This window comes from Enterobacter cloacae complex sp. 394F7, from assembly GCF_057320385.1.
Window position 1 is genome coordinate 229,658 of the sequence record NZ_JBXWCS010000001.1, and the last position, 25,444, is coordinate 255,101.

General features: G+C 54.6%; 26 protein-coding genes. 9 read left to right on the top strand and 17 right to left on the bottom strand.

Translation table 11 applies throughout. From position 1 onward, the window contains the following. Positions 1-209: 209 nt before the first annotated feature. The 3 genes from AC2FAK_RS01165 to AC2FAK_RS01175 are packed head-to-tail and all read left to right on the top strand — an operon-like array spanning position 210 to position 2,810. Positions 210-680 (top strand): MarR family winged helix-turn-helix transcriptional regulator, encoded by a 471-nt coding sequence (locus AC2FAK_RS01165; protein WP_013095432.1) that lies wholly within the window; start codon positions 210-212, stop codon positions 678-680. Further along, positions 677-1,744 carry an HlyD family secretion protein gene (locus AC2FAK_RS01170; protein WP_029882194.1) on the top strand — a complete coding sequence of 356 codons (1,068 nt, stop codon included), beginning with the start codon at positions 677-679 and terminating at the stop codon, positions 1,742-1,744. Before AC2FAK_RS01165 ends, AC2FAK_RS01170 begins: the two co-directional genes overlap by 4 nt. Continuing rightward, positions 1,734-2,810 (top strand): DUF2955 domain-containing protein, encoded by a 1,077-nt coding sequence (locus AC2FAK_RS01175; RefSeq protein ID WP_095455089.1) that lies wholly within the window; start codon positions 1,734-1,736, stop codon positions 2,808-2,810. Before AC2FAK_RS01170 ends, AC2FAK_RS01175 begins: the two co-directional genes overlap by 11 nt. Here the strand turns inward: AC2FAK_RS01175 and AC2FAK_RS01180 are convergent. Beyond that, complete coding sequence (locus AC2FAK_RS01180; RefSeq protein WP_013095435.1) at positions 2,780-4,078, bottom strand: DUF445 domain-containing protein; 1,299 nt, start codon at positions 4,076-4,078, stop codon at positions 2,780-2,782. The two genes, AC2FAK_RS01175 and AC2FAK_RS01180, sit on opposite strands and share 31 nt — an antisense overlap. A gap of 169 nt (positions 4,079-4,247) precedes the next feature. Between AC2FAK_RS01180 and AC2FAK_RS01185 the strand changes: the two genes are divergently transcribed. Together AC2FAK_RS01185 and AC2FAK_RS01190 are read left to right on the top strand one after the other, a co-directional pair. Further along, entirely contained in the window at positions 4,248-4,535 is a 288-nt protein-coding gene (locus tag AC2FAK_RS01185; RefSeq protein WP_023620650.1) for a BrnT family toxin, read from the top strand. Further along, positions 4,522-4,824: a BrnA antitoxin family protein gene (locus AC2FAK_RS01190; protein WP_023620649.1), complete on the top strand. Its 303-nt coding sequence runs from the start codon at positions 4,522-4,524 to the stop codon at positions 4,822-4,824. The genes AC2FAK_RS01185 and AC2FAK_RS01190 overlap by 14 nt, the downstream gene beginning before the upstream one ends. A gap of 30 nt (positions 4,825-4,854) precedes the next feature. Here the strand turns inward: AC2FAK_RS01190 and AC2FAK_RS01195 are convergent, their stop codons facing one another. Both AC2FAK_RS01195 and AC2FAK_RS01200 read right to left on the bottom strand, forming a co-directional pair. Further along, positions 4,855-5,493 (bottom strand): LysE family translocator, encoded by a 639-nt coding sequence (locus AC2FAK_RS01195; RefSeq protein ID WP_038418626.1) that lies wholly within the window; start codon positions 5,491-5,493, stop codon positions 4,855-4,857. Between the two features lie 48 nt (positions 5,494-5,541). After that, a complete protein-coding gene (locus AC2FAK_RS01200; protein ID WP_048972195.1) occupies positions 5,542-6,285 on the bottom strand; it encodes a helix-turn-helix transcriptional regulator in 744 nt (247 codons plus the stop codon). 137 nt (positions 6,286-6,422) lie between these two features. Here AC2FAK_RS01200 and AC2FAK_RS01205 point away from each other — a divergent pair, with 137 nt between their 5' ends. Next, a complete protein-coding gene (locus AC2FAK_RS01205) occupies positions 6,423-7,793 on the top strand; it encodes an NAD-dependent succinate-semialdehyde dehydrogenase (protein ID WP_013095438.1) in 1,371 nt (456 codons plus the stop codon). A gap of 41 nt (positions 7,794-7,834) precedes the next feature. On the opposite strand, the gene AC2FAK_RS01210 is transcribed toward AC2FAK_RS01205, so the two are convergent. Then, entirely contained in the window at positions 7,835-8,155 is a 321-nt protein-coding gene (locus tag AC2FAK_RS01210; protein WP_013095439.1) for a hypothetical protein, read from the bottom strand. Then, positions 8,155-8,700 (bottom strand): YfaZ family outer membrane protein, encoded by a 546-nt coding sequence (locus tag AC2FAK_RS01215; protein WP_013095440.1) that lies wholly within the window; start codon positions 8,698-8,700, stop codon positions 8,155-8,157. The genes AC2FAK_RS01210 and AC2FAK_RS01215 overlap by 1 nt, the downstream gene beginning before the upstream one ends. A 402-nt stretch (positions 8,701-9,102) precedes the next feature. Here AC2FAK_RS01215 and AC2FAK_RS01220 point away from each other — a divergent pair, with 402 nt between their 5' ends. From AC2FAK_RS01220 to AC2FAK_RS01230, 3 genes are all read left to right on the top strand, one after another. Next, positions 9,103-10,461, top strand: a complete 1,359-nt coding sequence (locus tag AC2FAK_RS01220; RefSeq protein WP_141236769.1) for an esterase-like activity of phytase family protein — start codon at positions 9,103-9,105, stop codon at positions 10,459-10,461. A 226-nt stretch (positions 10,462-10,687) separates the two neighbouring features. Next, the gene (locus AC2FAK_RS01225) at positions 10,688-11,704 is read left to right on the top strand and encodes a glycosyltransferase family 8 protein (protein ID WP_095455087.1); all 1,017 of its coding nucleotides are present in this window, start codon (positions 10,688-10,690) and stop codon (positions 11,702-11,704) included. Continuing rightward, a complete protein-coding gene (locus tag AC2FAK_RS01230; protein ID WP_095455086.1) occupies positions 11,698-12,966 on the top strand; it encodes an O-antigen ligase family protein in 1,269 nt (422 codons plus the stop codon). Before AC2FAK_RS01225 ends, AC2FAK_RS01230 begins: the two co-directional genes overlap by 7 nt. Before the next feature lie 37 nt (positions 12,967-13,003). Here AC2FAK_RS01230 and yjiA read toward each other — a convergent pair whose 3' ends face one another. The 12 genes from yjiA to hpaD all read right to left on the bottom strand — a co-directional run bounded on the left by yjiA (position 13,004) and on the right by hpaD (position 25,444). Further along, the gene (gene yjiA / locus AC2FAK_RS01235) at positions 13,004-13,957 is read right to left on the bottom strand and encodes a GTPase (RefSeq protein WP_045902501.1); all 954 of its coding nucleotides are present in this window, start codon (positions 13,955-13,957) and stop codon (positions 13,004-13,006) included. A gap of 10 nt (positions 13,958-13,967) precedes the next feature. Continuing rightward, complete coding sequence (locus AC2FAK_RS01240) at positions 13,968-14,171, bottom strand: YbdD/YjiX family protein (RefSeq protein WP_003856610.1); 204 nt, start codon at positions 14,169-14,171, stop codon at positions 13,968-13,970. A gap of 65 nt (positions 14,172-14,236) precedes the next feature. After that, positions 14,237-16,390 carry a carbon starvation CstA family protein gene (locus AC2FAK_RS01245; RefSeq protein WP_029882188.1) on the bottom strand — a complete coding sequence of 718 codons (2,154 nt, stop codon included), beginning with the start codon at positions 16,388-16,390 and terminating at the stop codon, positions 14,237-14,239. A 205-nt stretch (positions 16,391-16,595) separates the two neighbouring features. Next, complete coding sequence (locus AC2FAK_RS01250) at positions 16,596-17,498, bottom strand: helix-turn-helix transcriptional regulator (protein WP_020688847.1); 903 nt, start codon at positions 17,496-17,498, stop codon at positions 16,596-16,598. Positions 17,499-17,676: 178 nt separating this feature from the next. Beyond that, a complete protein-coding gene (locus tag AC2FAK_RS01255; RefSeq protein ID WP_013095446.1) occupies positions 17,677-18,189 on the bottom strand; it encodes a 4-hydroxyphenylacetate 3-monooxygenase reductase subunit in 513 nt (170 codons plus the stop codon). A 17-nt stretch (positions 18,190-18,206) separates the two neighbouring features. Then, positions 18,207-19,769, bottom strand: coding sequence for a 4-hydroxyphenylacetate 3-monooxygenase, oxygenase component (gene hpaB / locus AC2FAK_RS01260; protein ID WP_485453286.1), 1,563 nt, complete (start codon positions 19,767-19,769; stop codon positions 18,207-18,209). 177 nt (positions 19,770-19,946) lie between these two features. Then, positions 19,947-20,879: a 4-hydroxyphenylacetate catabolism regulatory protein HpaA gene (gene hpaA / locus AC2FAK_RS01265; protein WP_058678932.1), complete on the bottom strand. Its 933-nt coding sequence runs from the start codon at positions 20,877-20,879 to the stop codon at positions 19,947-19,949. A 9-nt stretch (positions 20,880-20,888) separates the two neighbouring features. Continuing rightward, complete coding sequence (gene hpaX, locus AC2FAK_RS01270; RefSeq protein WP_023620766.1) at positions 20,889-22,235, bottom strand: 4-hydroxyphenylacetate permease; 1,347 nt, start codon at positions 22,233-22,235, stop codon at positions 20,889-20,891. A 21-nt stretch (positions 22,236-22,256) separates the two neighbouring features. Then, the gene (hpaI, locus tag AC2FAK_RS01275; protein WP_095455084.1) at positions 22,257-23,054 is read right to left on the bottom strand and encodes a 4-hydroxy-2-oxoheptanedioate aldolase; all 798 of its coding nucleotides are present in this window, start codon (positions 23,052-23,054) and stop codon (positions 22,257-22,259) included. A 9-nt stretch (positions 23,055-23,063) separates the two neighbouring features. Further along, positions 23,064-23,867 carry a 2-oxo-hept-4-ene-1,7-dioate hydratase gene (hpaH, locus tag AC2FAK_RS01280; RefSeq protein WP_095455083.1) on the bottom strand — a complete coding sequence of 268 codons (804 nt, stop codon included), beginning with the start codon at positions 23,865-23,867 and terminating at the stop codon, positions 23,064-23,066. A gap of 335 nt (positions 23,868-24,202) precedes the next feature. Further along, complete coding sequence (locus AC2FAK_RS01285) at positions 24,203-24,583, bottom strand: 5-carboxymethyl-2-hydroxymuconate Delta-isomerase (protein WP_058681496.1); 381 nt, start codon at positions 24,581-24,583, stop codon at positions 24,203-24,205. 9 nt (positions 24,584-24,592) lie between these two features. After that, the gene (hpaD, locus tag AC2FAK_RS01290) at positions 24,593-25,444 is read right to left on the bottom strand and encodes a 3,4-dihydroxyphenylacetate 2,3-dioxygenase (protein ID WP_029882183.1); all 852 of its coding nucleotides are present in this window, start codon (positions 25,442-25,444) and stop codon (positions 24,593-24,595) included.

The following is a 25,444-nucleotide window of genomic DNA, read 5'->3' on the forward strand; positions in this document are numbered from 1 at the left end:
TTACTTGTCAAAACATGGTCTATTTACTCACTATTGTTTTAACGTTACGTGAATACTTAATTTTGCAAATTTACTCTCTCAATTAACCAATCTTCTATAAGGTCATCCGTATCTGCACGCTTTCGCAATTCCTGCTCTTTCGCCTCGCGTTTCTTGATAGTTACCATGATAACTATTATCTTGACGACGTGTTTCGAGAGGTTCCCCCCATGAGTGAAGAACAACTGTTTTGCCGCAGGCCGATGGGCATGCGGATGGCGATGATTGTGCGCCAGTGGCGCGCCGTTATTGACGACGCCATTCTCGATACCGGGTTAACCCAGTCGAGCTGGACGGTAATGATGCAGCTTCATCAACTGGGGGATAACGTCTCGGTGAGTGAGCTGGCGGAGGTGCAGGGCATTGAACTGCCGCCGCTGATGCGCACCCTGACACAGCTGGAAAAGCAGGGATACCTGCTGCGCACCGTATCGCCTTATGACAAGCGCATCCGGCTTCTGACGCTGACGCCTGAGGGAAAAGCCATCCTAAAAAGGCTCACCCAGGTGATTGAGACGTACCAGACGCGCGTATCGCAAAACATCGCGCCTGAGCATATCGAAATTTTCAGCGCCACCTTGAATCAAATCGCCTGCAATTTGCGGACAATCCGCGAAGAAGATAACAAGACCGAAAAATAATGACTCCTGAACAAAAGTTTGCCCGCTGGGTAAGGGTGAGTATTGCCTCTTTCCTGCTGATGTTTGTCTACTTTGTCGTCGCTGATATCTGGATCCCGCTGACGCCGGACTCCACCGTCATGCGCGTGGTGACGCCGGTTTCTCCGCGCGTCTCCGGGTATGTGTCGGCCGTGCACGTACACAACAACAGCCAGGTGAAGCGGGGCGACCTGCTGTTTGAGCTGGATGACACGCCGTTTCGCAATAAAGTGGAAGCGGCGCAAATCGCGCTTGAGCAGGCACGCCTGTCCAATGAACAGCTGGATGCGCAGATCGCCGCCGCCCAGGCCAGCCTGAAAACCGCCGTGCTGACCGCGCGTAACGATAAAGTGACCTTTGACCGCTACCAGAAGCTGAGCACGTTACAGAACGTCTCGCAGGCGGATCTGGATAAGGTCCGTACCACCTGGCAGAGCAGCGAGCAGTCTGTGAGCTCGATTCAGGCGAACATCCATAACCTGCGCATCCAGCGCGGCGAGCGGGAAGAGCACCGCAACGTGACGCTGCAGAAATACCGTAACGCGCTGGATGAGGCGGAGCTGAACCTCGGCTGGACGAAGGTTTACGCCCAGGCGGATGGTACGGTCAGCAACCTGCAGCTAAGCCCCGGGTTTTATGCTTCGTCCGGCTCGGCGGCGCTGGCGCTGGTGAATAATCAGACCGATATTGTGGCCGATTTTCGTGAGAAGAGTCTGCGCCATACCCATCAGGGGACCGATGCCGCCGTGGTATTTGACGCCTTTCCGGGACAGGTTTTCCGCGCCCACGTGACCAGCAGCGATGCGGGGATCCTTGCCGGACAGGAGGCGGTGAGCGGCGAACTGTCCGCGCCGGAAACCTCCAACCGTTGGGTGCGCGACGCTCAGCGAATGCGCATTCACGTGGCGCTGGATGAGACGCTGCCGAAACCGCTCCCGACCGGCGCTCGTGCCACCGTGCAGCTCTACAACAGCGAAGGGCCGTTTGCGCGCTTCTTCTCTGGGATGCAAATCCACCTGGTGAGCCTGCTCCACTATGTCTATTAGCACGCTGGCGCGGGTCTTTACCCCGCACGGCAACATCGTCTATACGGCCAATGACTTTCGCCAGACCCTGCGCATCGTCTTTGCCGGGATGATCGCGCTGAGTATTTCAAGTTTCTATAACACCAGCTACGGCGTGTTTTATGTGGTCTACCCCATCATGCTGCTGTCGCTGGTGCCGGTTTTTAACAGCCATGTGGCGAAGCAGTTTATCTTCAGCGCATCGCTAAACTGCGTCGAAATGGTGATTATCATCGGCTATCTGTCCCAGTGGCCGGTGATCATGACGCTGGTAGTTTTTGCGCTGTATGTCATGCGTTTTCGCTTTATGAGTAAGGGGCCGCTGTTCCTGTTCGGGTCGATGGGCGTGGTGTGCCAGAGCGTGATGCTCAACTTTATGAGCTATCCCACAACCGACTGGCACACGCTGCTATTTTCCAACATTGAAGCGAGTGTGATGGCGGTATGCCTGAGCGCGCTGATGAACTACCTCCTGCCGGACGTTGAGCCGCGCAAGCCGCCGCCGCTGATCGAGAAAGATGATGCCCGCGTGCGACACGAGTCTCTGCTCTCCGGCACCGTTGCGACGATGATTTTTGTCATCTTCCAGATAAGCGATTTGAGCGATTCGCTTTCGGCGCTGATGGCGGGGATTTTGATTCTGTTCCCGATGCACTATCGTGGCGCGGTGATGAGCTCTATCTGGCGCGTGGCTGGCGTGGTGCTGGGCTGTCTCTATATTCTGGTCGTCCAGCTTATCCTCTACGATCACAGCAGCCATATGCTGCTGATGATGCCGCTGATCGGACTCGGGCTGGCGTTTGGCGCGCGCCTGCATGTGATGGAGAAGGTGGGAGCCGGCGTTGGGTTTTCCAGTATTACCACCATCGGGATTATGTTCGGGCAGAACATGCACCCGGACAGCGACCTTGTGTTCAGCGATCTGTATCGCATCACGTCGGTGACCTTTTCCCTGGTGGCGACGCTGACGATGGTGTTTCTGGTGCACTTGATCCTCAATCGCTTTGAGGCGACGCGCTACGTCATTGCACCACCCAAAACGGAGTAATGCGCAAGCACGGCGGGCAGTTGCGAGAGTAAAAACAGGATCAGGCCAATTGTCCCGCCCACCAGGGTGCCGTTGACGCGGATAAACTGCAGATCTTTGCCGATATTAAGCTCGATCTGGCGGGACATATCTTTGGCGTCCCAGCTTTTTACCGTGTCGCTGATATGACGGGTGAGAAACGCCGCGAAATCCGGTGCCACGCGGTGCGCCGCCTGCTCGAGGTGCTCATTGAGCGATGCCCGCAGGCTGTCGTCACCGAGCAGCGTTTCGCCAAACCACTGCCCGGCGTTGGCGATGCGCTGCTTCACGCGGGAATCCTCACGTTGCATATCCGCCTTCAGCCACTGGCGCAGGTCAGCCCACATCTCACCCAGATAGCGGTTAAACGCGTCGTCGTTCTTCAGGTAATGCTTGATGTTCTCTGCCTTTGCGGCCATCTCCGGATCGTTTTTCAGGTTGTCGATAAGCTTCAGCGTGGCGCGGTCGAACGCCTGGCGGATCTGGTGGGTACGGTCATGACTGACGTCGTCCAGCAGGGTATTCACCGCGTTTGACACCATCTCCGCGCTCTGATCGCCCAGCCACTCGGTGGGCAGCACCATCGCCTTGCGCGGATGCTCGGTCTTAAGCCAGTGGACGATCTGGTCTGAAATAAATTCCCGCGTGCTGTCGCGTTGAATCAGGGTGATCAGGCGGTTGATGATGGCGTCCAGCAGTACCTGATGGCGGTTGTTTTTGGTCATGCTCTCCAGCATCACTGCGCTGGTTTCGGTGAAATCGACCTTGTCGATGGCCTTATGCACCGCGCGTTTGAGCAGGCGCTGAATACGCCCGTCATCGGTCAGTTCAAGAAAACCGCCCATCACCTGAATCAGATGCTGCCCGACACGCTGGGCATTGTCGGGCTTACTGAACCAGGTGCCAATCATCTGCGCCGGCTCATAACGGCGGATCAGCGCCACCAGCGACTGGGTGTCGAGAAACTTCTCCTGCACGAACTGGCCGAGATTATCGCCAATCCGGTCTTTATTGCGCGGGATAATCGCCGTATGGCGCGAGATAAACGGAATGGGCACCCGGCGAAACAGCGCGACGACCGCAAACCAGTCCGCCAGCGCGCCAACCATCGCCGCCTCGGCAATGGCCTTCACGCCGCGCACCCAGAAGGTTTGCGGCAGAAACAGGGTGGTGATAAACGCCGCGACGGCAATCAGCAGCAGCGACAGCGCCAGCAGCTTGGCGCGTTTGAGTTCAGCGATTTTTTCCATGGGTTAAGGATAGAGGGAGACGGGGGGAAAGTGCAAAGACGGGAGCGTTACACCATCTTCGCTTCTGGAATCCACCTTCCGAAATTAAACACCGCTTTTGCTTAATGGGTTTAATCCTTGCGCAGTTTGTATATGCTTTTTTGTATATACAATCAGGGAAGGGTACACTATGCCAACGGAGTATGAGTGGGATAGCGATAAGGCGAAAAGTAACCAGCAAAAACATGGCATACGCTTTGAGGATGCGGTTTTGGTTTTCGACGATCCTTATCATTTGTCTGTTCAGGATCGCTATGAGAACGGTGAGTTTCGCTGGCAAACCATCGGCCTTGTGCAAGGCGTCATTGTTATCCTGGTCGCACATACGGTACGTTTCGAAAGCGGAGGCGAAATTATTCGTATCATTAGCGCACGTAAGGCGGACCGTAAAGAGAGGAACCGTTATGAGCATCGTTAAACATAAACGAGGTAGTTCGCCTGAGGTTAGCGCTCGTCGTGACGCTGAGCTAAAAGCATTAGCTGAAAAACCAGAAGCAGAAATCGATTACAGCGATATTCCTGCCACGGACGATAAACAGTGGTCCGGGGCGGTGCGAGGGAAGTTCTATCGGCCACTTAAAACGCAGGCATCTGTACGCATTGACGCCGACGTGATGGAGTGGCTGAAACGGCCTGGAAAGGGTTACCAGACGCGGCTAAACGCCATATTGCGTGAAGCGATGCTGCGCGATCAAAACAAAAAATAAACCACGGGCAGCGTTGGGCTGCCCCTTATTTCAGCTTATCAGCTCCAGCAGCCGCCACAGTACCCACCCGCCAAACCCCATTAGTACAACCCCCGCCGCCCGCTCAATTAGCCACAGCGAACGGCTGAGCCTCTGTTGCACCGCGGGCAGCCCCATCAGTGATACCAGCGCCAGATCCCACACCAGCACTACCATCACCATCCAGACGCCGCAGGTCGCCTGCTGAAGCAGCGTGACATTTGGCCCCAGCAGCGCCGTCATCAGCGCCAGATAGAACAGGGCGTTCTTTGGATTTAATAACGCCGAGCCGAGCCCCAGCAGGATCTGTTTACGCAGTGAGGGGAAGCGCTGGTGGGTTTCGTTCAGCGCCAGCGCTTGCGGGCGGCTGCGCACCAGATGCGAGCCGATCCACAGCAGATACAGCGCCCCGCAAAGCTCGATAAGGGTAAACAGCCACGTAAACTGGCGCAGCGCGCTCCAGCCAATGATCACCAGCAGGATATACAACCCGTTGCCCGCGGCGATGCCGAGGCACAGCCCGGCGCTGCCGCGCACCCGGTAGCGCGCCGCGTAGCCCACCAGCAGGAAGAAATCCGGGCCCGGGCTTAACAGGGCGACAAAATGCGCCAGCGCCAGAGCGAGAAAAGCGGAAGGGAATAACAGTTCCATAGCAACCTCTGTGTAAAAAACCGAGGTCAGACTACGGCGATGCAAACGCTATTTATTGTCCGATATTGATCGGCCCGTGGCGTACTGGCGCGGCGTGGCGGCGGTATAGCTCACAAAGGTCTTATGAAAATGGCTCTGATCGGCAAACCCGCTCTGGTAGCCGACATCGGCAATATCATCCCCGGCACGCAGCCGCGCTTTGGCGTATTCCACGCGGGAGATGTTGAGAAAGCTGCCCGGCGTCAGGCCAGTGTCCTGCCTGAAGGTGCGGATCAGCGTCTCTTTGCGCAGCGAGAAGCGGTGGGCAAGGTCGTCAAGTGACGGCGGGCTGGTTAAATCGGCAAGAAACGCCTGCTGGATGTGCTGGCTGGTTGTACGTAGTTCACCCGTGCGGCTGGCGCAGCGCGGAAGGGCAGAAATCAGCATGTTCAGGGAATTAGCCGACATGTTCTCAACAACGTTCTGGTAAAGAGCAAACAACGTGCTGTCGCGTATGACCTGTTCTGCCAGGGGATAATCCGTGTCGATATAGAGCATGTGATAGCTACGGGGCTGGCCCGCAACGGGGTTGCAGCTGTGCGGCACATGTGCCGGGATCACGATGAGATCGCCGGGGTGGAGGATGTACTGCGTGTCATTGCACCGGCAGCAGGTCTGGCCTTCCACTATCGCGCCAATCGAAAGTTGGGGGTGACAATGACGTTTATACGCCACGGTACTCTGCCACGTGCTGCGCAGCTCAAGGCCCGGAAGGCGGTTAAAGGTCTGGCGGATGTGTCGGGTATGGGTCATAGGCGCTCCTGTCAGGAACATTTTTATACCATGCCCTGGCCCTACTAAGAACCTTCCGGATATACCCAACTTTACGTCCATCACCCGTCATGTTGTCTACCCTTACTACCCTAAGCGGTAAAACATGGAGATTCGATATGGCTTATCAGACAGTAAATCCTGCCACCAACCAGCTCATCAAAGAATATCCCTCTCATACCGACGCGGATATCGAAGCGGCGCTGAAAGCAGCCGACGCCCTTTACCATTCGCAGTGGGCGAAAGGCGACATTGAACAGCGCCTGCCGGTGCTGCATAAGCTTGCTGACCTGATCGACGAACGCACCGAGGAGCTGGCTAAAATTGCCAGTCAGGAGATGGGTAAGCTCATCGAACAAAGCCGCGGCGAGGTGAAGCTGTGCGCGCAGATCGCCCGCTACTATGCCGATAACGCGAAGCAGTTCCTGGCCCCGGTGAAGTACCCGTCTGAACTCGGAGAAGCGTGGGTGGAGCATCACCCCATCGGCGTGCTGATGGCCGTGGAACCGTGGAATTTCCCGTATTATCAGCTGATGCGTGTTCTGGCACCTAACCTGGCGGCGGGTAACCCGGTGCTGGCTAAACATGCCAGCATCGTGCCGCACTGTGCCGAAACCTTTGCTCATCTGGTGCGTGAGGCAGGGGCGCCGGAAGGGGCATGGACCAACCTCTTTATCTCGTCTGAGCAGGTGGCGAACATCATCGCTGACGACCGCGTCCAGGGTGCCGCGCTGACCGGTTCCGAAAAAGCCGGCAGCGTGGTGGCCGCGCAGGCGGCGAAGCACATCAAGAAGTCCACCCTTGAGCTGGGCGGTAACGATGTTTTCGTGGTGCTGGACGACGCGGATCTTGATAAAGCGGTGAAGACAGGCGTGAACGCGCGACTTAACAACGCCGGTCAGGTCTGTACCGCAGCGAAGCGCTTTATCCTGCATGAGAAAATTGCCGATGCCTTCCTGAGCAAATTCACCGACGCCTTTAAGCAGGTGAAAATTGGCGACCCGCTGGATGAAAGCACCACGCTTGGGCCACTGTCGTCTAAAGATGCGCTCGAAACGCTGACAAAACAGGTCAACGAGGCGGTGAAAAAGGGCGCGACGTTACACTATGGTGGTAAACCGGTGCAGCGCGACGGGAGCTTCTTTGAGCCGACGATCCTGACGAATATCTCCCGCGACAACCCGGCGTACTTCGAGGAGTTCTTCGGCCCGGTGGCGCAGATATATGTGGTGAAAAACGATGACGAGGCGGTCGCCCTGGCGAACGACTCTCACTACGGACTGGGCGGTGCGGTGTTCAGTCAGGATATTGAACGCGCGAAGAAAATGGCGTCACGGATTGAGACCGGGATGGTGTATATCAACTGGCTCACCGATACCGCGCCAGAGCTGCCGTTTGGCGGCGTGAAGCGCTCCGGTTACGGACGCGAGCTGTCGGATCTGGGGATCAAAGAGTTTGTGAACCAGAAGCTGGTGGTGGTGCGTAAGTAAGCAGCAATAAAAAACCTGCCAGTAGGCAGGTTTTTTAGAGATTATTGCACTTCAATTTTATCCCAGCCGCTTTTGAACATGCAGCTGTCTACGAGGGTCGCCCTGCGATCCTCATTGGCGTCTTCAACCGTGTAGCTCGTGGAAATATCCTTTTTCTTGTTCTTCAGATCCGTTTTTTCCGAGTCCGAACCGGTTACGACGTTATCCGGGGGCAGATCGATCAGCGCCTGCGCTTCACATTCCGTGAGCTTTTTGTTCATTTCAGCGTCGCTGACGCCCGGTTTCACCCATTTGTACTGGACGCAGCCGGTGAGCAGAAGCGTGAGGCTCAGAACGCAAAGCGCGGTAATGCGGTGTTTCATCAGAAGGTGACTCCACCGCCAACATACGCACCGTCAATCAGGGTGTGGCCTGGACGACCGTCTTTACCATCAACGCTCACGTGGCGGTAACCCACTTTCAGGGTCACAGGTGTAACTGGCGTCCAGCTTACGCCGCCGTTGGCTTCAACGTAGTTTTTCACGCTGTTGTTCATCCCTTCTGGTGCCACGTAGCCTTCACCATACAGATGAATGCTGTCGGTCAGGGCAACGTTTACGCCGCCACCGATCGGGAACGCCACGCCGTTATCGCCTTTTTTCGGGCCGATATAGATAGCTTTTGCACCCGCGTTCAGCATGACCGGGCCAAGACCCAGGTTATAACCTGCACCCACACCGCCGGTCTGCGTACCGTCATCGGTGTTTTTCAGCCAGTTGCTTTCCACATACAGACCGGATGAGGATTTACCCATCTCAAGATTGAGGTTGGTGAAGTTTTTACCCTGCTCAACGCTGCCACCCAGAGCCAGTGCAGAACCCGATACAGCAGTCAACGCAGTCAGCAGAAGGATATTCAGTTTTTTCATCTCATATGCCTCGTCATCAATTTAATCTGGGCGCACCTTAACAAGCGATGTTAATGACTGCAAATGTGATGAAAGTCGCCGTTTTATGCTGGTTTTGTTAATTTTTTAATTTGGTGGTGTTGCGAGAGTGTTGGGTTGAGAGGTCGTCAACGGGTAATGATTTGGCGTTTAGAAAGTGTTTATTTTTTTAGCTAAACATAATCTGAACGAGAGCAGAAAGAGTGGTTCGCAGCGAATTAATTGGGTTTCTAATAATTTCCAGAAATGTTTCCGCTGTTACAGATAACAACAGAGCTTTACATTTCTTTGGCGCTCCGGCCCGCGCAATGTTGCCATTCGATGTCATTTTCCTGACACGTTTCTTCTTTACGGTGTGAGCTTCACTTTATGGATGCTAACAATATGAAAAGAAAAATTATTCCTGTGCTAATCGGTTGTGTGCTCTCTTTCTCTGCCCTCGCGGCGCAGCCTACGGCTGAGCGCTATGTCGTCAGTTTTCCAGAAGGCACACACGTGAACTACACCGGCGCATTTGCCAGTGCATTCCCGAACGGCCTTCCGGTTGGGATAGGTTCTGGCCTGCTGTTCACCGGGAAACAGGGCGATGCCCTGACCTTCGCCACCATTACCGATCGCGGTCCGAACGCGGATTCACCGAAAGTGGGTAAAAACGAAGCCAAAATTTTCGTTACGCCAGATTTCGCGCCGCTGCTGATGACGATTCGTGTACAAAACGGCAAAGCGGAGGCCATTGATGCCCGTCCTCTGCATGACGATAAAGGCGCGATCAACGGTCTGCCGCTGGAAAGCGACGTGATTGGATCCACCAATGAAGTGGCCTTCAGCGACACGTTAAAGAGGCTGAAGGGGGATAATCGCGGGCTGGATACGGAAGGGATCACCCCGGACGGTAAAGGCGGTTACTGGCTGTGCGATGAGTATGGCCCGTTCCTGATTAACATCGACAGTAAAGGGAAAATCCTGGCGATCCACGGTCCGCAGGCGGCGGAAGGGGAAAAAGCAATTGCGGGCGGTTTGCCGAATATCCTCAAATGGCGTCAGGCGAACCGCGGCTTTGAAGGCCTCACCCGTATGCCGGACGGGCGTATTATTGCCGCCGTGCAAAGTACGCTGGATATCGACGGTAAGAGCAAGAAAAAGGCGCTGTTTACGCGTCTGGTGAGCTTTGATCCGGCAAGCGGAAAAACCGCGATGTACGGTTATCCCATCGACAGCGCGGCTTACAGCAAAAACAGCGACGCTAAAATCGGCGACATCGTGGCGCTCGATGACCAGCACATCCTGCTGATCGAACAGGGAAGTGATAAAAACGACGGAATGCGTAACCTGATTTACAAGGTCGATCTCAGTAAGGCGAGCGATTTGTCAGGTTTCGACAAGCCGGGCGAATATCCGGAGTTTGATGATGAGAAAACCCTGGCACAGCGCGGCATTACCCTTGCGCAGAAAACGCAGGTTGTTGATCTGCGCGCCCTGGGCTGGCAGCAGGAAAAGGCTGAAGGGCTGGCGCTGATTGACAGTAAAACGCTGGCGGTGGCGAACGATAACGACTTTGGCGTGAAGGTGGCGATGCAACATCCGGTCGAGGGCAAGAAGCTCAAGGATTATCGGGTGAACGCGGAAGGAAAGCTGACGCTGGATGATAAGCCGGTTGAGACGACCCTCAGCGTGAAGCCACTGGAGAAACCGGAGTCTGACAGTGAGCTGTGGATTGTGACGCTGCCGGAGGCGTTGGATTGAAAACGAGCGGCTTGCTGTAATCCACCAGCCATGAAGTACTAAAGCACTGCAGTCATGTGAAAGCGATTGCAGTGCTTTTTTATTTACTTTTCATATGGATATGATTAAATTTTCATTATATCTCTTAGGCTTAGCCTGTTTTTTAAACAAAATGGAGAAAGTACTGGGGAAGAAACTTATAATTTGTTATCGTATGTATTATAAGTATTTTTGAGCTATATAAATAATGATGAACCCGACTACTCTTAATTTAAACGAATCTTTATTGAACTTGCAAATATTGGATTTTAATTTAGATACAGAAGGCCATTACTCTGCAGTAGTTTATGGCGTTGATGGCAATTTTTTGATGCACTGTGGGATTTCGTTGTTATCTATAGTTAAAAATACACCGGAAAAAACGTTACATTTTTTCATTATTACTGATAAAAAAAATGAGGTTGAATTTGCCAGGTTGCAATCCGTCATAAAAAATACGCAGCATGCGCTTACGATTATTATCATCTCTGCTGAAACGCTGACTATTTTACCTAAGACATCAGTTTTTCCTGTTGCAATTTATTTTCGCCTTTTAGCTCCATATTTAATTAAAAATTATCGTTATTTATTATATATTGACGCTGATATTGTAGCATTGAATAGCATTTCTGATTTAATAGAGGATTATAAACCTCGAGATCATATTTGTTGCGCAGTCAAGGAACCAGAGCAGCAATTGCTATTATCAAAATCTATTAATATTTCGGATGGCAATTATTTCAACTCAGGCATGCTCTATATCGATGCTCTGAATTGGAATGAAAACAATATTTCGCAAAAAGTTATTGAATGTTTATTGGAAAGAAGAACTGAATTTAAGTATTTTGATCAGGATGCTCTAAATGTTGTTCTACATAAAAGAGTTATGTTTGTTGATGAAAAATATAATCGGCAAATTAAGACGGGGCATAAGAGTGCAGATTTTATGTGTGAACCACCTCAAGAAACAATTTTTCTGCATTATGTTGGTAGTGATAAACCATGGCAACTTTGGAATCAACAGAATATTAGTGCTCACTATCGCAAGTATAAAAAATTATCCCCCTGGCGTGATGTTGCGGATGTTGAACCACGTTGTGCTAAAGAATTAAAGAAATACTATAAAATGCTCCTTATCAAAAAACAGTTTGTTGAGGCTTTCTATATTTTTATTAAATATCATTTTGTACGTCTCCTTGAAAAGAAGGCAAAAAAGTCATGTTAAGTCGTGCGTATATTAAAAAGTTAAATGTAAATTTTATTTTCATTCTTATTGTGTTTTCTATTGGTAGCGATCTTTTCATGGAGGCATATCCAAGAAAACTATTCTATATGAGTTGCTATCTTTCTATTTTTGGACTTGTTTTATTGGAGAGTTGGAACAACTTTCGTCAGTGGCTGTTTGATAACAGGATAGCTATGACTTTTATATTAAGTATTGTGCTTCTTGGGGCCAGTAAGTTGATATGGTCTATAAGTTTTTCGTCAGCGCATTTGCAAGATATAAAGGATAATTACTATGCTGGTGGAAAGTTGCTTATCCTGGCTGGTCTAATAGCTTTTTATTTGCTTAAATCTGTTAGCGAGATAACTGTTCAAACCTGGAAATTTGCTGCTTGCATTAGCCTCGTGTTAGGTATAATTACAGTTTGGTTCGGTTATCAACAACAAGCTATAGGTGTAAACAGAATCAAACTTTTGGCCGATGCGGCAACAACAGCTGCTTATATAATGGTTATTCAGTCAATAGTTTGTATGTCTTTATTAAAGAAAACTATCGCAAATCCGTCGTGGCGGATGTTAAGTTTTGCGGTAACATTTATTGTGTTTTCTTATTTGTTATTAATGACTGAAACCCGTGGTGCCATAGGTACTTTTTTTATTGTATGCTGCGTTTTAGCCTGTATTGAGCTTAGAAACGTAAAATTTCGATATTGGTGTCTGGCTGTATTGACGATATCGGTTATTGGATGTGGCATAGCCTATAAGATGCAAAAGAGAATTGTGGAGGCATATGATAATATACAGCAACTTCAAAACGATAATGCTAATACATCATTGGGAGCTCGTTTTGTAATGCTCGATGCAGGATTTCATGTAGCAAGCGCTTCTCTTTTTGGTCAGGATGCTGAAGATCGTTATAATAAAGCAAAGCAATATATTTCGGAAAATTACAAAAGTCGAGAGGCAATCAGGGTTATTAAGTATCATTTTCATAATGAAATAATAGAAAGCTTTAGTTTGCAAGGGGTTTTTGGAGTTTTTTCTCTGGTTTTATTCTATATTAGTTGTGTCATGGCATCATTTGTAAAAAATAACCGACTAAATTCTGGGTTGCTGCTTTATATAACAGCGCTACTCTTGATGGGACTCACTGATGTCCTGCTCATTCAACGAAATACGGCTATGGTGATTGGTGCTTGTGCAGTAGTCTTACTTCTCTGCCAGAGTGCGAAGAATAAAAATTTTGCAAACCTTGATCGTTAGGTTAAACAGGGTCACTTGTATGTGACCCTGAATTATCTTATTTCCGCAGCCCCGCAAACGCCGCCCGGATTTCCTCTTCCGGCAGCTGGATACCGATAAATACCATCACGCTGCGCGGTGTCTCGTCGCCCCAGGGTCTGTCCCAGTCCGCGCTGTACAGCCGCTGTACGCCCTGGAACAGCAGGCGGTTTGGTTCGCCGTCGATCCACAGCATGCCTTTGTAGCGCAACAGCTTATCCGCAAACGACAGCAACAGGTTCTCCATCACGCGGGAGACCTCGCTTATGTCTACCGGGTAATCCAGCTCCACCACAATCGACGCCACGTCGTTCTGCTTATCCGCCATAAAGTGAAAACGCGGTTTTGAGGTGACATGCTCTTCCAGCATAAAACCGTTGGTGTTGAACAGCTGAGACAGGTCGATATCGCCGTGCGTCACGGTGTATACCGGCGCGCGGGCGTTGATGCGTGCCAGGCGCTCGCGCAGTTTAACGCTCTCGCCCGCCACGTCGGTTTTGGTCAGCAGGATGCGGTCGGCGTAGCCCACCTGAGACTGGGCGATGGTGAACTGGTTCATCTGATCGTCGGCGTGAACCGCGTCGACCAGGGCAATCACGCCGTCCAGCAGGTAGCGCTGGCAAAGGATGTCATGTGAGAAAAAGGTCTGAATAATCGGGCCGGGGTCGGCCATGCCGGTGCATTCAATCACCAGGCGGTCAAAGTGGATGTCCCCACGATCGCGGCTGTCGAGCAGGTCCAGCAGGGCATCTTCCAGTTCGTTAGAGCGGGTACAGCAGATGCAGCCGTTGGTCAGGGTTTTGATCTGCGTGGCGCGATCGCCAATCAGCTGGTCGTCAACGGAGACTTCGCCGAACTCGTTTTCGATCACGGCGATTTTGAAACCGTGCTGCGCGTTGAGAATGTGGCGCAGCAGGGTGGTTTTACCGGCGCCGAGGAAACCGGTCAACAGGGTGACGGCAATCGGGGTCATGGTCTCTCCTTTAGCAGCAGCGGACGCCGCCTTCTCCACTTCCGCCGTAGCGCGCTTCCTGACGCTCGCGGAAGAATTCAGTGTAGGTCATGTAGGGCTTATCCGGGTGGTTGGTTTTCATATGCTCAACGTAGTTGTCATAGTCCGGAATGCCAATCAGCATTTTCGCTGCCTGACCGAGGTATTTTTTTGCTTCGCCTAAGTTACCAAACATAACCTGTCCTGATAAGAAAAAGCCCGGTGGCGCGCAGCGATCCGGGCTTACAGTTACATGCTGGATTAATGGTGCGAAGAGGTCTTCACGCCGCCTTCCGGTACCGGCACGTACGGGGTCTCTTTGTCCGTACGACCTTCAGCGTTGCGCACTTTCATCCAGGTTTTGATGCCGTAGAAGATAATGCTGTACACCACCACCAGGAACAGAATGCTCAGACCCGCGTTGGTGTAGTTGTTCACCACGATATGGTTCATGTTGGCAATCTGCTGGGCGGTGAGATCCGCGCCACCGGCGGCAATTTTCGCTTTGTACTGGTTAGCCATGTAGAAGAAGCCTTCCAGCTGCGGGTTGCTGCTGAACAGTTTCAGACCCAGCGCCCAGGTGGTGCAGAGCAGCAGCCACAGCGCAGGCACCACGGTGACCCAGATGTATTTGGTGCGTTTCATCTTCACCAGTACCACGGTGCCGAGCACCAGGGCAACGGCTGCCAGCATCTGGTTAGAGATACCGAACAGCGGCCACAGGCTCTTCACGCCACCGAGTGGGTCAACAACGCCCTGGTACAGCAGGTAACCCCACAGGCCAACGCAGCCCGCGGTACCCAGCACGCCCGCCACCAGCGAGTCGGTTTTCTTCAGGAACGGCACGAAGTTACCCAGCAGATCCTGCAGCATAAAGCGGCCTGCACGGGTACCGGCGTCCAGCGCGGTGAGGATGAACAGCGCTTCGAACAGAATACCGAAGTGGTACCAGAAGCCCATGTCCGCCCATGGCAGCACTTTGTGGAACACGTGTGCAATACCTACCGCCAGCGTCGGTGCGCCACCGGCGCGGTTCAGCACGGACGGTTCGCCGATGTCTTTCGCGGTCTGCATGATCTGCTCAGGCGAAATCACAAAGCCCCAGGAGCTGACGGTCGCCGCCGCGTGGGCGCTGGCGTCCTTCAACTGCGCCATAATCAGCGCCGCGTTGTCACCGCCCATCTCATGCAGGTTTGGCATGGTGATGCCCAGGCCTGCCGGCGGGGTGTTCATCGCGAAGTAAAGACCCGGTTCGATGATAGACGCAGCCACCAGCGCCATGATCGCCACGAAGGATTCCATCAGCATGGCACCGTAACCGATGAAACGCGCGTCGGTTTCGTTGGCCATCAGCTTCGGCGTGGTGCCGGAGGAGATCAGCGCGTGGAAGCCAGAAACGGCACCACAGGCGATGGTGATAAACAGGAACGGGAACAGGGCGCCTTTCCACAGCGGACCGGTACCGTCAATGTACTGGGTCACCGCCGGCATTTTCAGTTCAGGGTTGATGATCACAATACCGATCGCCAGCCCGACGATGACGCCGATTTTCAGGAAGGTCGCCAGATAGTCACGCGGAGCCAGAATCAGCCATACCGGCAGAAGGGCAGAGATAAACGCGTAACCAATCAGGGCAAAGGTGATGGTGGTGTCTTTAAAGGTCAGCGCCGGACCCCAGTACGGGTCGTGCGCAATCACACCGCCGAAGTAGATAGAGGCAACCAGCAGCACGATACCAATGACCGACACCTCGCCGACGCGGCCAGGGCGCAGGAAGCGCATGTAGATCCCCATGAACAGCGCAATCGGCACGGTAGAGCAGACGGTAAAGACGCCCCACGGACTTTCAGCCAGCGCTTTCACCACGATTAATGCCAGCACCGCGAGGATGATGATCATAATCAGGAAGCAGCCGAAGAGGGCGATGGTACCCGGCACGCGGCCCATCTCTTCTTTGATCATCTCACCCAGCGACGAACCGTTACGGCGCGAGGAGATAAACAGCACCATAAAGTCCTGCACTGCACCCGCCAGCACTACACCAGCGAGCAGCCACAGGGTACCCGGCAGGTAGCCCATCTGCGCGGCCAGTACCGGGCCGACCAGCGGGCCAGCGCCTGCAATGGCGGCAAAGTGGTGACCAAACAGCACATAGCGGTTGGTTGGCACGTAGTTCAGGCCGTCATTGTTAATGACCGCCGGGGTGGCACGCGTCGGGTCGAGTTTCATGACCTTCTGCGCGATGTATAAGCTGTAGTAGCGATAAGCCACAAGGTAGACGGAAACCGACGCGACCACGATCCACAGGGCGCTTACGTGTTCGCCCCGGCGTAATGCGACAACCGCCAGACAGAAAGCGCCGAGGATCCCGAGTAAGGCCCAGGGCACGTGCTTCAGTAGTTTTTTAGTATCCATAGTAAGACCTGGTTTTTTATGTAAAGAAAAAAGGGTCAGGGTTCGTTGTGAGGAGGTATTGAGTAATGCTGGAGCGATCGTGCCAGAAGCTTGCGCGCGTAAAGGGGAGAAAATGGGTGAGTGGTTGAAAGTGCCTGGTGAGCGGTCAAAGGGGGCGGCGAGTGGTTCAGGCTCGCCGCCAGCGGGAGAAATAATGTGATACAGATCACCCGGTTACCGTGGCTGCGCTCCCCGCCAGGTAGCCTTCCAGCGTTTTAACCAGCTTTTCCTTAAGCCAGGCTGGCTCCAGGATCTGAATGTTGGGTAACCAGTAGAACAGCAGCGGCAGGATCTGGTTTTCATGTGCTGCCTGACAGCGCAGCGTCACGCCGTCGTGTTGCTCCTCCAGCAGCTCTTGTGCCGGGAGGAGATCGCGGCGCAGGAAGTAGTGTGAAATATTATCCTTAATAAATATTTTCACCTCGAAAGTATCTTCCGATACCCACGGGTCGAGGTTTTTTTCCAACAGCCCGATCACATTTTCGTCCGGCGTAAAGGTGCGTTTCTGAATATCAAGCCAGCGAATCTGACTCAATGAGAAGGATTTTAACCGGCTATTTTCGGTAGCTTGTAAATACCATATATTTTTTTTGTTAATGAGTTTATAGGGGTTAATCAGCCGGGTTTTGCCTTTATAAACGATCTGGCAAACATTACAGTTTTTAATCGATTTTTCAATGTTGGATAAATGGCGACGAATATCACGTTCCGCCGTGTGCTCCGCCTCGTTGGCGAGAATAAGAATATGATTTTCGTCAACGCGGTTTTCGAGTTTCTCCCAAAACTCCGCGTTTCTTTCGGGGAAAAAACTATCAGCATTCAGGAAGTTAGCAAGGGTATGGTGTAATCCTTGTCCGCCGGGCGATTGCGCGGAATGGATCAGCCGATATAGCCCGTTTCCGGTGTGTTCCACAATCGGGGAGAGCGCATTTAAATCCCGGTAGACGGTACGCTCGGTAATATTAAATTTCTCCATCAGCGCACTGCGGTTTATCACACCGTTTAAATGTAGCTCAAGGAGAATATCGACCAGACGTTCAGCCGAGCGGCTCCGCGTCGTTTTAGCCATAAGGTCTTCCTGTATATTAGGGTATGCGCTGAATGATGCGGGTAGCACTGACACAGCGTGTCAGTATTCAGGCACAGAAAATTTCTCTTATGGCTATATAACGGCGGGATTTAGCGGAAACCTTAGGAATTTTTGCAGAAAGGCGCGCTGGCCTCAGGAGGGCCAGCGCGAGAGGGGATCACACGGCTGCTTCCGGCTCCATCATTACCGGGTGGAAACGGCGTTTGAAATAGATCAGGCCGTGGCCCTCTTCACTGAGGATGATATTTTTAATTTCAACAAGATAAACCAGATGCGTGCCGATGGTTTGCACCTGACTTATCTCGCCTTCCAGGCTTGCCAGCGCCCCTTTCAGCACCGGTTGCGCCAGCGGACCTTTCTGCCAGCAGGAGAGGGTAAAGCGCTCCTCCATGGCCATCCCGGTCATACCGGCGAAGTGGCGAGCCATGATCTCCTGCTCGTGGTTGAGTACATTCACGCACAGTTTGCCGTTGCCCTGAAACACCGGGTTCATGGCGCTGTTGGCGTTGATACAGACCATGACCGACGGCGGGGAATCCGTTACCGAGCAGACGGCAGTGGCGGTGATCCCGCAGCGTCCGGCATCGCCCGCCGTGGTGATGACATTCACCGCGGCCGACAGGCTGGCCATGGCGTCGCGAAAACGCAGGCGTTGTTCATCTGAATGCATTGAAACCTCCCGCTGCGTTATTTCAGCAGCTTGTCCAGCATGTTGATATCGCTGTTGTTGTGCAGGTGTGGCACCGTCCAGCCGTGTTGGTCGTACTCAGACATGCAGCGGTCGACCATCGCCATCATTTTGTCCATGTTGCCGGAGCTTTGCGCCTGGCGCAGACACTGCAGGCGAATTTCGTCCTGGCTGCCGGAGTAGTTGATCTCATACAGCTCGTGACGGCCGCCAAATTCGCTGCCGATGGCATCCCACATCAGCTTCAAAATCTTGATGCGTTCGACGTGATCCATGCCGTTGGAGCCGCGCACGTACTTCGCCAGATACTGGTCGATCTGCGGGTTGTTCAGATCCCGTGCGCTGGATGGCAGGTAGATCAGCCCGCTGGTGACGTTGCGTTCGATGATGTTTTTAATCTTCGCGTAGGCCATTGGCGCCATTACGCGATAGGTTTGCAGCGCCACGTGATCCGGCAGGTACGCACCGTTCACCCACGGCGTGGCTTCGGAACACATGGAGTCGCTCAGCGCCCAGAACATATTGCGCCAGGCGACCACTTCGCCGAGATCTGCCTGCACGCCGCGGAACTCCAGGGTGCCGGTACACTCCAGCGATTTTTTCAGCAGGGCGGTGATGAAGTCGAGCTTCACCGCCAGACGCACGCAGGCCTGCAGCGGGTACATGCGGGCAAAACCGCCTTCCATGGTCCAGCGACGGCAGCGGTCGAAATCGCGGTAGATCAGCACGTTTTCCCATGGGATCAGCACATTATCCATCACCAGGATCGCGTCGTTCTCATCAAAACGGCTGGAGAGCGGGTAGTCGTACGGCGAGCCGGTAGCGCCAGCCACCATCTCGTAGGAGGCGCGGGAGATCAGCTTCACCCCTTCGGCGTCCATTGGCGCGACGAACATCAGCGCAAAGTCCGGGTTTTCGCCCATCACCTGCGCGGAGCCAAAGCCGATCATGTTGTAGTGGGTCAGCGCGGAGTTGGTGGCAACCACTTTGGCGCCGCTGACGATGATCCCGGCGTCGGTCTCTTTTTCCAGCTTGATATAGACGTCTTTCACCTCGTCCGCCGGTTTGTGGCGGTCGATAGGCGGGTTGACGATAGCGTGGTTAAAGTACAGGCCGGTTTCCTGAATGCGGGTATACCAGTTACGGGCATTTTGCTCGAACTGGCCGTAGAAGGCCGGGTTTGCGCCGAGCGCGCAGCCGAACGCGGCTTTGTAGTCCGGCGTGCGGCCCATCCAGCCGTAGCTCAGGCGAGACCACTCGGCGATGGCGTCTCGCTGCTGACGCAGGTCGTCGGCGCTTTTCGCCACGCGGAAGAACTTATGGGTGTAACCGCCGCTGCCGGTGTCGGTGCCCCAGCACAGCGTGTCCTGCATCTCCGGTTTGTGCAGCGCGTCGTACATCTGCGCGATGGAGGCCGCCGCATTGCGAAACGCCGGATGGGTGGTGACGTCTTTAACGCGCTCGCCGTAGATATAAATCTCGCGGCCATCCTGCAGGCTTTTTAAATACTCTTCGCCGGTTAACGGGCGTTTGGTATCAGCGCGGAACTCTTCAGGCTTCATAGGGACCTCGTATCGGAATTGGTTTGTTAAATTTATGTTTTGTTTTTGTTGTTTAATTGAAGCGTGAGAGGGGCGGAACGTGAAGGGACGATTGGGACAACGGCAGGTACTTTTCGCGAGAGATCGCAGAGTGTGATTTCCCTCACCCTAACCCTCTCCCAACGGGAGAGGGGACGGTTACTCCCTCTCCCGTTGGGAGAGGGCAGGGGTGAGGGCAACAGGGGAAACCGGTACTTTCTGCGCCCGATACGCGCTGGGCGAGCAACCTGTCAGGCGATTGAAAAAGCGGGCAAAATAGGCCGGATCCTTAAAGCCCAACTGCCACGCAATCTCGCTGACCGTACTGTCGGAAAAGAGCAACAGCCGTCTGGCTTCGCGCAGCTGGCGGTCGAAGATCAGCCGCTTCGGCGGACGGTTGGCGAAGCGGCGGCAGATATCGGTCAGGCGGGATTCGGTCAGGTGGAGTTCACAGGCGTAGTCCGGCACCGTCCAGTGCTGGTGATAGTGGGTGTCAATCAACTGGGTAAAGCGCTGGAACAGTTTTAACTCACCGCGCATGCCGCCTGAAGCGTGGTCGTCGAGCCTGGCGTTACGCAGCAGCAGGGTAAAGACCGCCTGCGCGAGCAGCACCAGGGTATGCTCGCGCCCAGGAAGTTGCCCGGTGGATTCCCTGGCAATCAGCTGCCAGTAGTGCCTGAGCGCCGCCAGCTCGTCGGGCTTATCAGCCAGCGACAGGCAGATCCCCGGCAGGCCAAACGCTTCTCGCGTGCCGGGGTAGAGCACCTCCAGCAGCGGCCAGATGAGATCCTCGCGTACCGTCAGAACGTGGCCATCGCTGTCGGATTCGGTGATAAACGCGTGCGGCACCGACGGCGGGGTAATGACGAACAGCGGAGCCTGCACCGAGTAGCGATGATCGTCGAGCTGGAGTTCTATCTGCCCGGTATCAAGAAAGTGCATCTGAAAATACTGGTCGTGACGATGCGCCTGCATGTCGCGGCCAAAAAAGGCCGCCATGCGGGCGAACGACTGATAGTGCACATCGTCGGTGCCCAGACTTTCGTCGTACTCTTTGCTGATATCGATATTGGCGACGGGGCTCTGGCACATAGCTTCTCCTCAGTGGATCTTCTGTGCCGCCATCCCCGGATCGCGCCCGAGGCTTTCCTGGCGGGTCATTGGGATCCGCGTCAGCACCAGCGCGCCCACCACCAGCAGCCCGGCGACAAACCACAGCCCGGAGCTGAAGCTGCCGGTGGCATCACGCAGAATGCCGATCAGCAGCGGGCTGACGGCGGATCCGACGTTGCCGATAGCGTTGATCACCGCCAGCGCCACCGCACGGGACTGCACGCTAATAACCTGATCCGGCGTGGTCCAGAATATCGCCATGGCGGTAAACGATCCGGTTGAGGCCATGATGATGCCAAGCAGCTGGATCAGGCTGTGATCGGTGGCCGAGGCCAGCATCCATCCCGCCGCCGCGAAGAGATACGGCAGGATGGTGTGCTTTTTTCGCTCTTTCAGCCTGTCGGAGCGACGGCTCCACCAGATCATGCCGAGGATGGTGCAAAACTGCGGGATCGCCGCCAGCAGGCCGATCACAATGTTGCTGCTGCCGGTGTTGAAGCTTTGCAGGATCTGCGGCGTCCAGATGTTGATCGCACTCAGCGTGTTCGTCAGGCAGAAATAGGCCAGCGTATAGAGCAGTACCGCCGGGGTCAGGACTTCACGCAACGTTGAACGCGGCGTGGCGGCATGCGCCACCGCCAGCTCTTGCTCACGGGCGATCATGGTTTTCAGCGTTTGCTTTTCTTCATCATCCAGCCAGCTGGCCTGATCCGGGGTGTCGTTAAGGTAGAACCAGGTCACCACGCCGAGCACCACCGACGGCAACCCTTCCAGCAGGAACAGCCACTGCCAGCCTTTCAGGTTCCACAGCCCGTCCATCGCCAGGATGTAGCCGGAAAGAATAGAGCCGAGCATCATGGTTACCGGCATGGCAATCATAAACAGTGCGTTGGCGCGGGCGCGGTGATAGGCCGGGAACCACCAGGTGAGATAGACCAAAATCCCCGGCAGGAAGCCAGCCTCGGCAATGCCCACCAGCATGCGCAGCACATAGAGCGTTTCCGGGCTGGTGGCGAACATGGTGCAGGTGGACGCGATCCCCCACACCACCATGATCCCGGCGATCCAGCGCCGGGCGCCGATCTTCGCCAGCATGATGTTGCTTGGGATCCCGCACAGCACGTAGGTGACGTAAAAGAGCGTCGCGGCCAGGCCAAACATCGTGGAGGTGAGGCCCAGATCTTTGCCCATCGTCAGCCCGGCAAAGCCAATGTTGATGCGATCGAGAAACGAGAAGACAAACAGGATAAAGAGAAACACGATCAAACGACGGAACAGCTTATTTATAACGCGATGTTCAACAGCTTTATTATCTTGCAGGGTAGAGGTCGTCATGGTGCGCTCCAGATCTTACGTTTAGTAGACGGATTTATTGTTATTAACTGACGTAACCGGGTGATCGATAAAACGTGCCGCCAGCGCTTCGGCGCTGCGGGCGAGCAGGGTCGTGTCGACGCCGACGGCGACAAACAGCGCGCCGAGTTCGAGATAGCGTTTTGCCAGCTGCTCGTTGGCCATCAGGATGCCGGGCGCTTTGCCGGCGCTCAGGATCTGCGCGATCGCCTGTTCAATGGCCGCCTGCACTTCCGGGTGCTGAGGATTACCGGCAAAGCCCATGTCGGCGCTCAGATCCGCCGGGCCGATAAACACCCCGTCGACGCCGTCCACATCCAGGATCTGCGGCAGGTTTTTTAGCGCCTCGCGGGTTTCGATTTGCACCAGCACGCACATGGCGTCGTTGGCCTGGTGCAGGTAGTCCGGGATGCGGTTCCAGCGTGAGGCCCGCGCCAGGGCGCTGCCCACGCCGCGAATACCCGCAGGCGGATAGCGCGTGGAACGGACCGCCAGACGGGCTTCCTCGGCGTTTTGTACCATCGGTACCAACAGGGTTTGCGCGCCCACATCCAGCAGCTGTTTGATCTGCACCGGATCGTTCCACGACGGGCGGACGACCGGCTGGCTCAGATAAGGGGCGATGGCCTGCAGCTGGGTTAAGACGGTCTGCACGGTGTTCGGCGCATGTTCGGCGTCGATCAGTAGCCAGTCGAAACCAGCCCCGGCCAGCAGTTCGGCGCTGTAGCTGCTGGTCAGCCCCAGCCATAAACCAATCTGCGGCTTTCCGGCTTTCAGCGCCGTTTTGAATGCGTTTTGCATGGTTATCTCCTAGACAAAGCGGCAACTGATGGAGCCCATGTTGCCGTAGTCCACGTGGAAGGTATCGCCTCTGCTGGCCGCGACCGGACGGGTAAACGAACCGCCGAGAATGATCTGGCCTGGCTCAAGCTGAACGTCGTAGGGGGCAAGTTTGTTGGCCAGCCACGCCACGCCGTTAGCCGGGTGGTTGAGCACGCCCGCGGCAACGCCGGTCTCTTCGATCACGCCGTTGCGATAGAGCAGGGCGGAGATCCAGCGCAGATCCAGCTCGTCGGGCTTAATCGGACGGCCGCCGAGGATCACGCCCGCGTTGGCGGCGTTATCGGAGATGGTGTCGAACACCTTGCGCGGGCGCTGGGTTTCCGGGTCAACGTTGTGGCAGCGGGCGTCGATCAGCTCCAGCGCGGGGATGACGTAATCCGTGGCGTTGTAGACGTCGAAGATCGTGCAGTTCGGGCCGCGCAGCGGTTTTGCCAGCACGAAGGCCAGCTCCACCTCAATGCGCGGGACGATAAAGCGATCGACGGGGATGTTGCTGCCGTCGTGGAAGAACATATCGTCCAGCAGCGCACCGTAGTCAGGCTCGCTGATCTGCGAGCTGGCCTGCATTGCTTTTGAGGTGAGGCCGATCTTGTGGCCTTTCAGCACGCGGCCTTCGGCGATTTTCAGGTTCACCCATTCGCGCTGTACGGCGTAGGCGTCTTCAATCGTGATCTCCGGGTACTCCAGCGAGATCGCGCGGATTTGCTCCCGGGACTGCTCCGCCTGATGCAGGCGGTGGGCGATCAGGGTATGGGTGTGTTTGTCGAGCATGGCGATATCCTGTTTTATGTTTGTTTTCTCCCTCTCCCAGTGGGAGAGGGACGGGGTGAGGGCATCGGGCCGCAGAGATTTCCCCTCACCCTAACCCTCTCCCAAAGGGCTGAGGAATCCCCAGAAAATTAGATATGGATAAATGGTTGTTTATTGTTCAAAAATGGAGCTAAAAACAACCGATAACTCGACAGAAGATGCACATTTATGAGCGTTTTCTGTCTGTCTACGAGCTGAGTGAATCTAACTGCTCGCAAAATATTCATTCTAATCCTCTGAAACCACTAATAAAAAATTAGTGGGGATTCCTCAGCCCAAAGGGAGAGGGGACGGTATTACGTAAACAACGCGTGCACGTTGTTTTGTTTGTAATTGAGCGTCGGGTGCAGTTCGTCGAGCTCAAACGACAGCGCCAGATACCGGGCGGCCATGAGGTTGGCAAAATGCGCTTTGATCAGCGCAAACAGCATCTCCCCCACGGCCTCGCGGCTTTCCAGGCTGCGCCCGGCACCAATCTTCAGCGTCATATGCACAAAGGCGTAATCCTGCTTGCCGTCCGCCATCTGCCAGGTATCCAGCCAGTGGGCGCGGCTGCGGATACCGCCGATAGGAAAAATGCCGGTGGCGGCCAGCGCCTCGTTCACTTTGGCGAACAGCCCCGGCAGGTCGGCCTGCTCGCGGATGTTGTCGGTACATTCAGCGATAAAATGCGGCATGGTGGCTCCTTACGCGGGCAGCGGGAAAACGGCGTTAACCTGGCCGGTACCGGAGCTGGCGAACAGCTCGGTGAGGAATTCAACCTTGCCGTCGTATTTGTCCCAGCCGAGCATACCCAGCAGCATCACCGTGTCGTGCATGTTGCCCTCGCCGTAGCAGTAATCGGCGTACTCCGGCAGCATGCTGCAGAACTCTTTGAACTGGCCTTCGCGCCATAGCTTCACCACCCGTTCGTCCATCTGGCGGTCGAACTCGCGGGTGTAGCTGTTCATCCCTTCTTCCGCACGCTGGTCGTCGATAAAGCGGTGCGACAGCGAGCCGCTGGCGAGCACCGCCACGGTGCCATCATACTTTTCGATGGCGCTGACGATGGCCTCGCCCAGCCTGCGGCTGTCGGCGAAGTCGTGAACCGTGCAGAACGCCGAGATGGAGACCACTTTGAAGTGCTTATCCGCGTTCATGTAGCGCATCGGCACCAGCGTGCCGTACTCCAGCTTCAGGCTCGGGATGTTATGCGCTTTGGCGCGCACGCCAAGCTTGACCGCCTCGTCGGCGATCAGCTGCCCGAGCTCCGGGTTGCCGTCGTAGTCGTAGGTCATGTCGCGGATAAAGTGCGGCAGCTCGTTACTGGTGTAGACGCCTGAAAAATGGTCCGCACAGTTGATGTGATAGGCGCTGTTCACCAGCCAGTGGGTGTCGAAGACGATGATGGTGTCGACGCCCAGCTCGCGGCAGCGCTTGCCGATCTCTTTATGCCCGTCGATGGCCCCCTGACGGCAGCCGTGGTTTTTACCCGGCAGCTCAGAGAGATACATTGACGGTACGTGCGTGATTTTTGCCGCTAACGCTAACTTTCCCAT

Coding starts and splice junctions, on each gene's coding strand:
- AC2FAK_RS01215 (WP_013095440.1), bottom strand. CDS start 8,700: ATGAAAAAACTGAATATCCTTCTGCTGACTGCGTTGACTGCTGTATCG.
- AC2FAK_RS01230 (WP_095455086.1), top strand. CDS start 11,698: ATGTTAAGTCGTGCGTATATTAAAAAGTTAAATGTAAATTTTATTTTC.
- AC2FAK_RS01195 (WP_038418626.1), bottom strand. CDS start 5,493: ATGGAACTGTTATTCCCTTCCGCTTTTCTCGCTCTGGCGCTGGCGCAT.
- hpaH (WP_095455083.1), bottom strand. CDS start 23,867: ATGCTCGACAAACACACCCATACCCTGATCGCCCACCGCCTGCATCAG.
- AC2FAK_RS01205 (WP_013095438.1), top strand. CDS start 6,423: ATGGCTTATCAGACAGTAAATCCTGCCACCAACCAGCTCATCAAAGAA.
- hpaX (WP_023620766.1), bottom strand. CDS start 22,235: ATGACGACCTCTACCCTGCAAGATAATAAAGCTGTTGAACATCGCGTT.
- AC2FAK_RS01165 (WP_013095432.1), top strand. CDS start 210: ATGAGTGAAGAACAACTGTTTTGCCGCAGGCCGATGGGCATGCGGATG.
- AC2FAK_RS01250 (WP_020688847.1), bottom strand. CDS start 17,498: ATGGCTAAAACGACGCGGAGCCGCTCGGCTGAACGTCTGGTCGATATT.
- yjiA (WP_045902501.1), bottom strand. CDS start 13,957: ATGACCCCGATTGCCGTCACCCTGTTGACCGGTTTCCTCGGCGCCGGT.
- AC2FAK_RS01245 (WP_029882188.1), bottom strand. CDS start 16,390: ATGGATACTAAAAAACTACTGAAGCACGTGCCCTGGGCCTTACTCGGG.
- AC2FAK_RS01225 (WP_095455087.1), top strand. CDS start 10,688: ATGATGAACCCGACTACTCTTAATTTAAACGAATCTTTATTGAACTTG.
- AC2FAK_RS01220 (WP_141236769.1), top strand. CDS start 9,103: ATGAAAAGAAAAATTATTCCTGTGCTAATCGGTTGTGTGCTCTCTTTC.
- hpaB (WP_485453286.1), bottom strand. CDS start 19,769: ATGAAGCCTGAAGAGTTCCGCGCTGATACCAAACGCCCGTTAACCGGC.
- AC2FAK_RS01200 (WP_048972195.1), bottom strand. CDS start 6,285: ATGACCCATACCCGACACATCCGCCAGACCTTTAACCGCCTTCCGGGC.
- AC2FAK_RS01175 (WP_095455089.1), top strand. CDS start 1,734: ATGTCTATTAGCACGCTGGCGCGGGTCTTTACCCCGCACGGCAACATC.
- hpaD (WP_029882183.1), bottom strand. CDS start 25,444: ATGGGAAAGTTAGCGTTAGCGGCAAAAATCACGCACGTACCGTCAATG.
- hpaA (WP_058678932.1), bottom strand. CDS start 20,879: ATGTGCCAGAGCCCCGTCGCCAATATCGATATCAGCAAAGAGTACGAC.
- AC2FAK_RS01180 (WP_013095435.1), bottom strand. CDS start 4,078: ATGGAAAAAATCGCTGAACTCAAACGCGCCAAGCTGCTGGCGCTGTCG.
- AC2FAK_RS01210 (WP_013095439.1), bottom strand. CDS start 8,155: ATGAAACACCGCATTACCGCGCTTTGCGTTCTGAGCCTCACGCTTCTG.
- AC2FAK_RS01285 (WP_058681496.1), bottom strand. CDS start 24,583: ATGCCGCATTTTATCGCTGAATGTACCGACAACATCCGCGAGCAGGCC.
- AC2FAK_RS01240 (WP_003856610.1), bottom strand. CDS start 14,171: ATGTTTGGTAACTTAGGCGAAGCAAAAAAATACCTCGGTCAGGCAGCG.
- hpaI (WP_095455084.1), bottom strand. CDS start 23,054: ATGCAAAACGCATTCAAAACGGCGCTGAAAGCCGGAAAGCCGCAGATT.
- AC2FAK_RS01255 (WP_013095446.1), bottom strand. CDS start 18,189: ATGCATTCAGATGAACAACGCCTGCGTTTTCGCGACGCCATGGCCAGC.
- AC2FAK_RS01185 (WP_023620650.1), top strand. CDS start 4,248: ATGCCAACGGAGTATGAGTGGGATAGCGATAAGGCGAAAAGTAACCAG.
- AC2FAK_RS01190 (WP_023620649.1), top strand. CDS start 4,522: ATGAGCATCGTTAAACATAAACGAGGTAGTTCGCCTGAGGTTAGCGCT.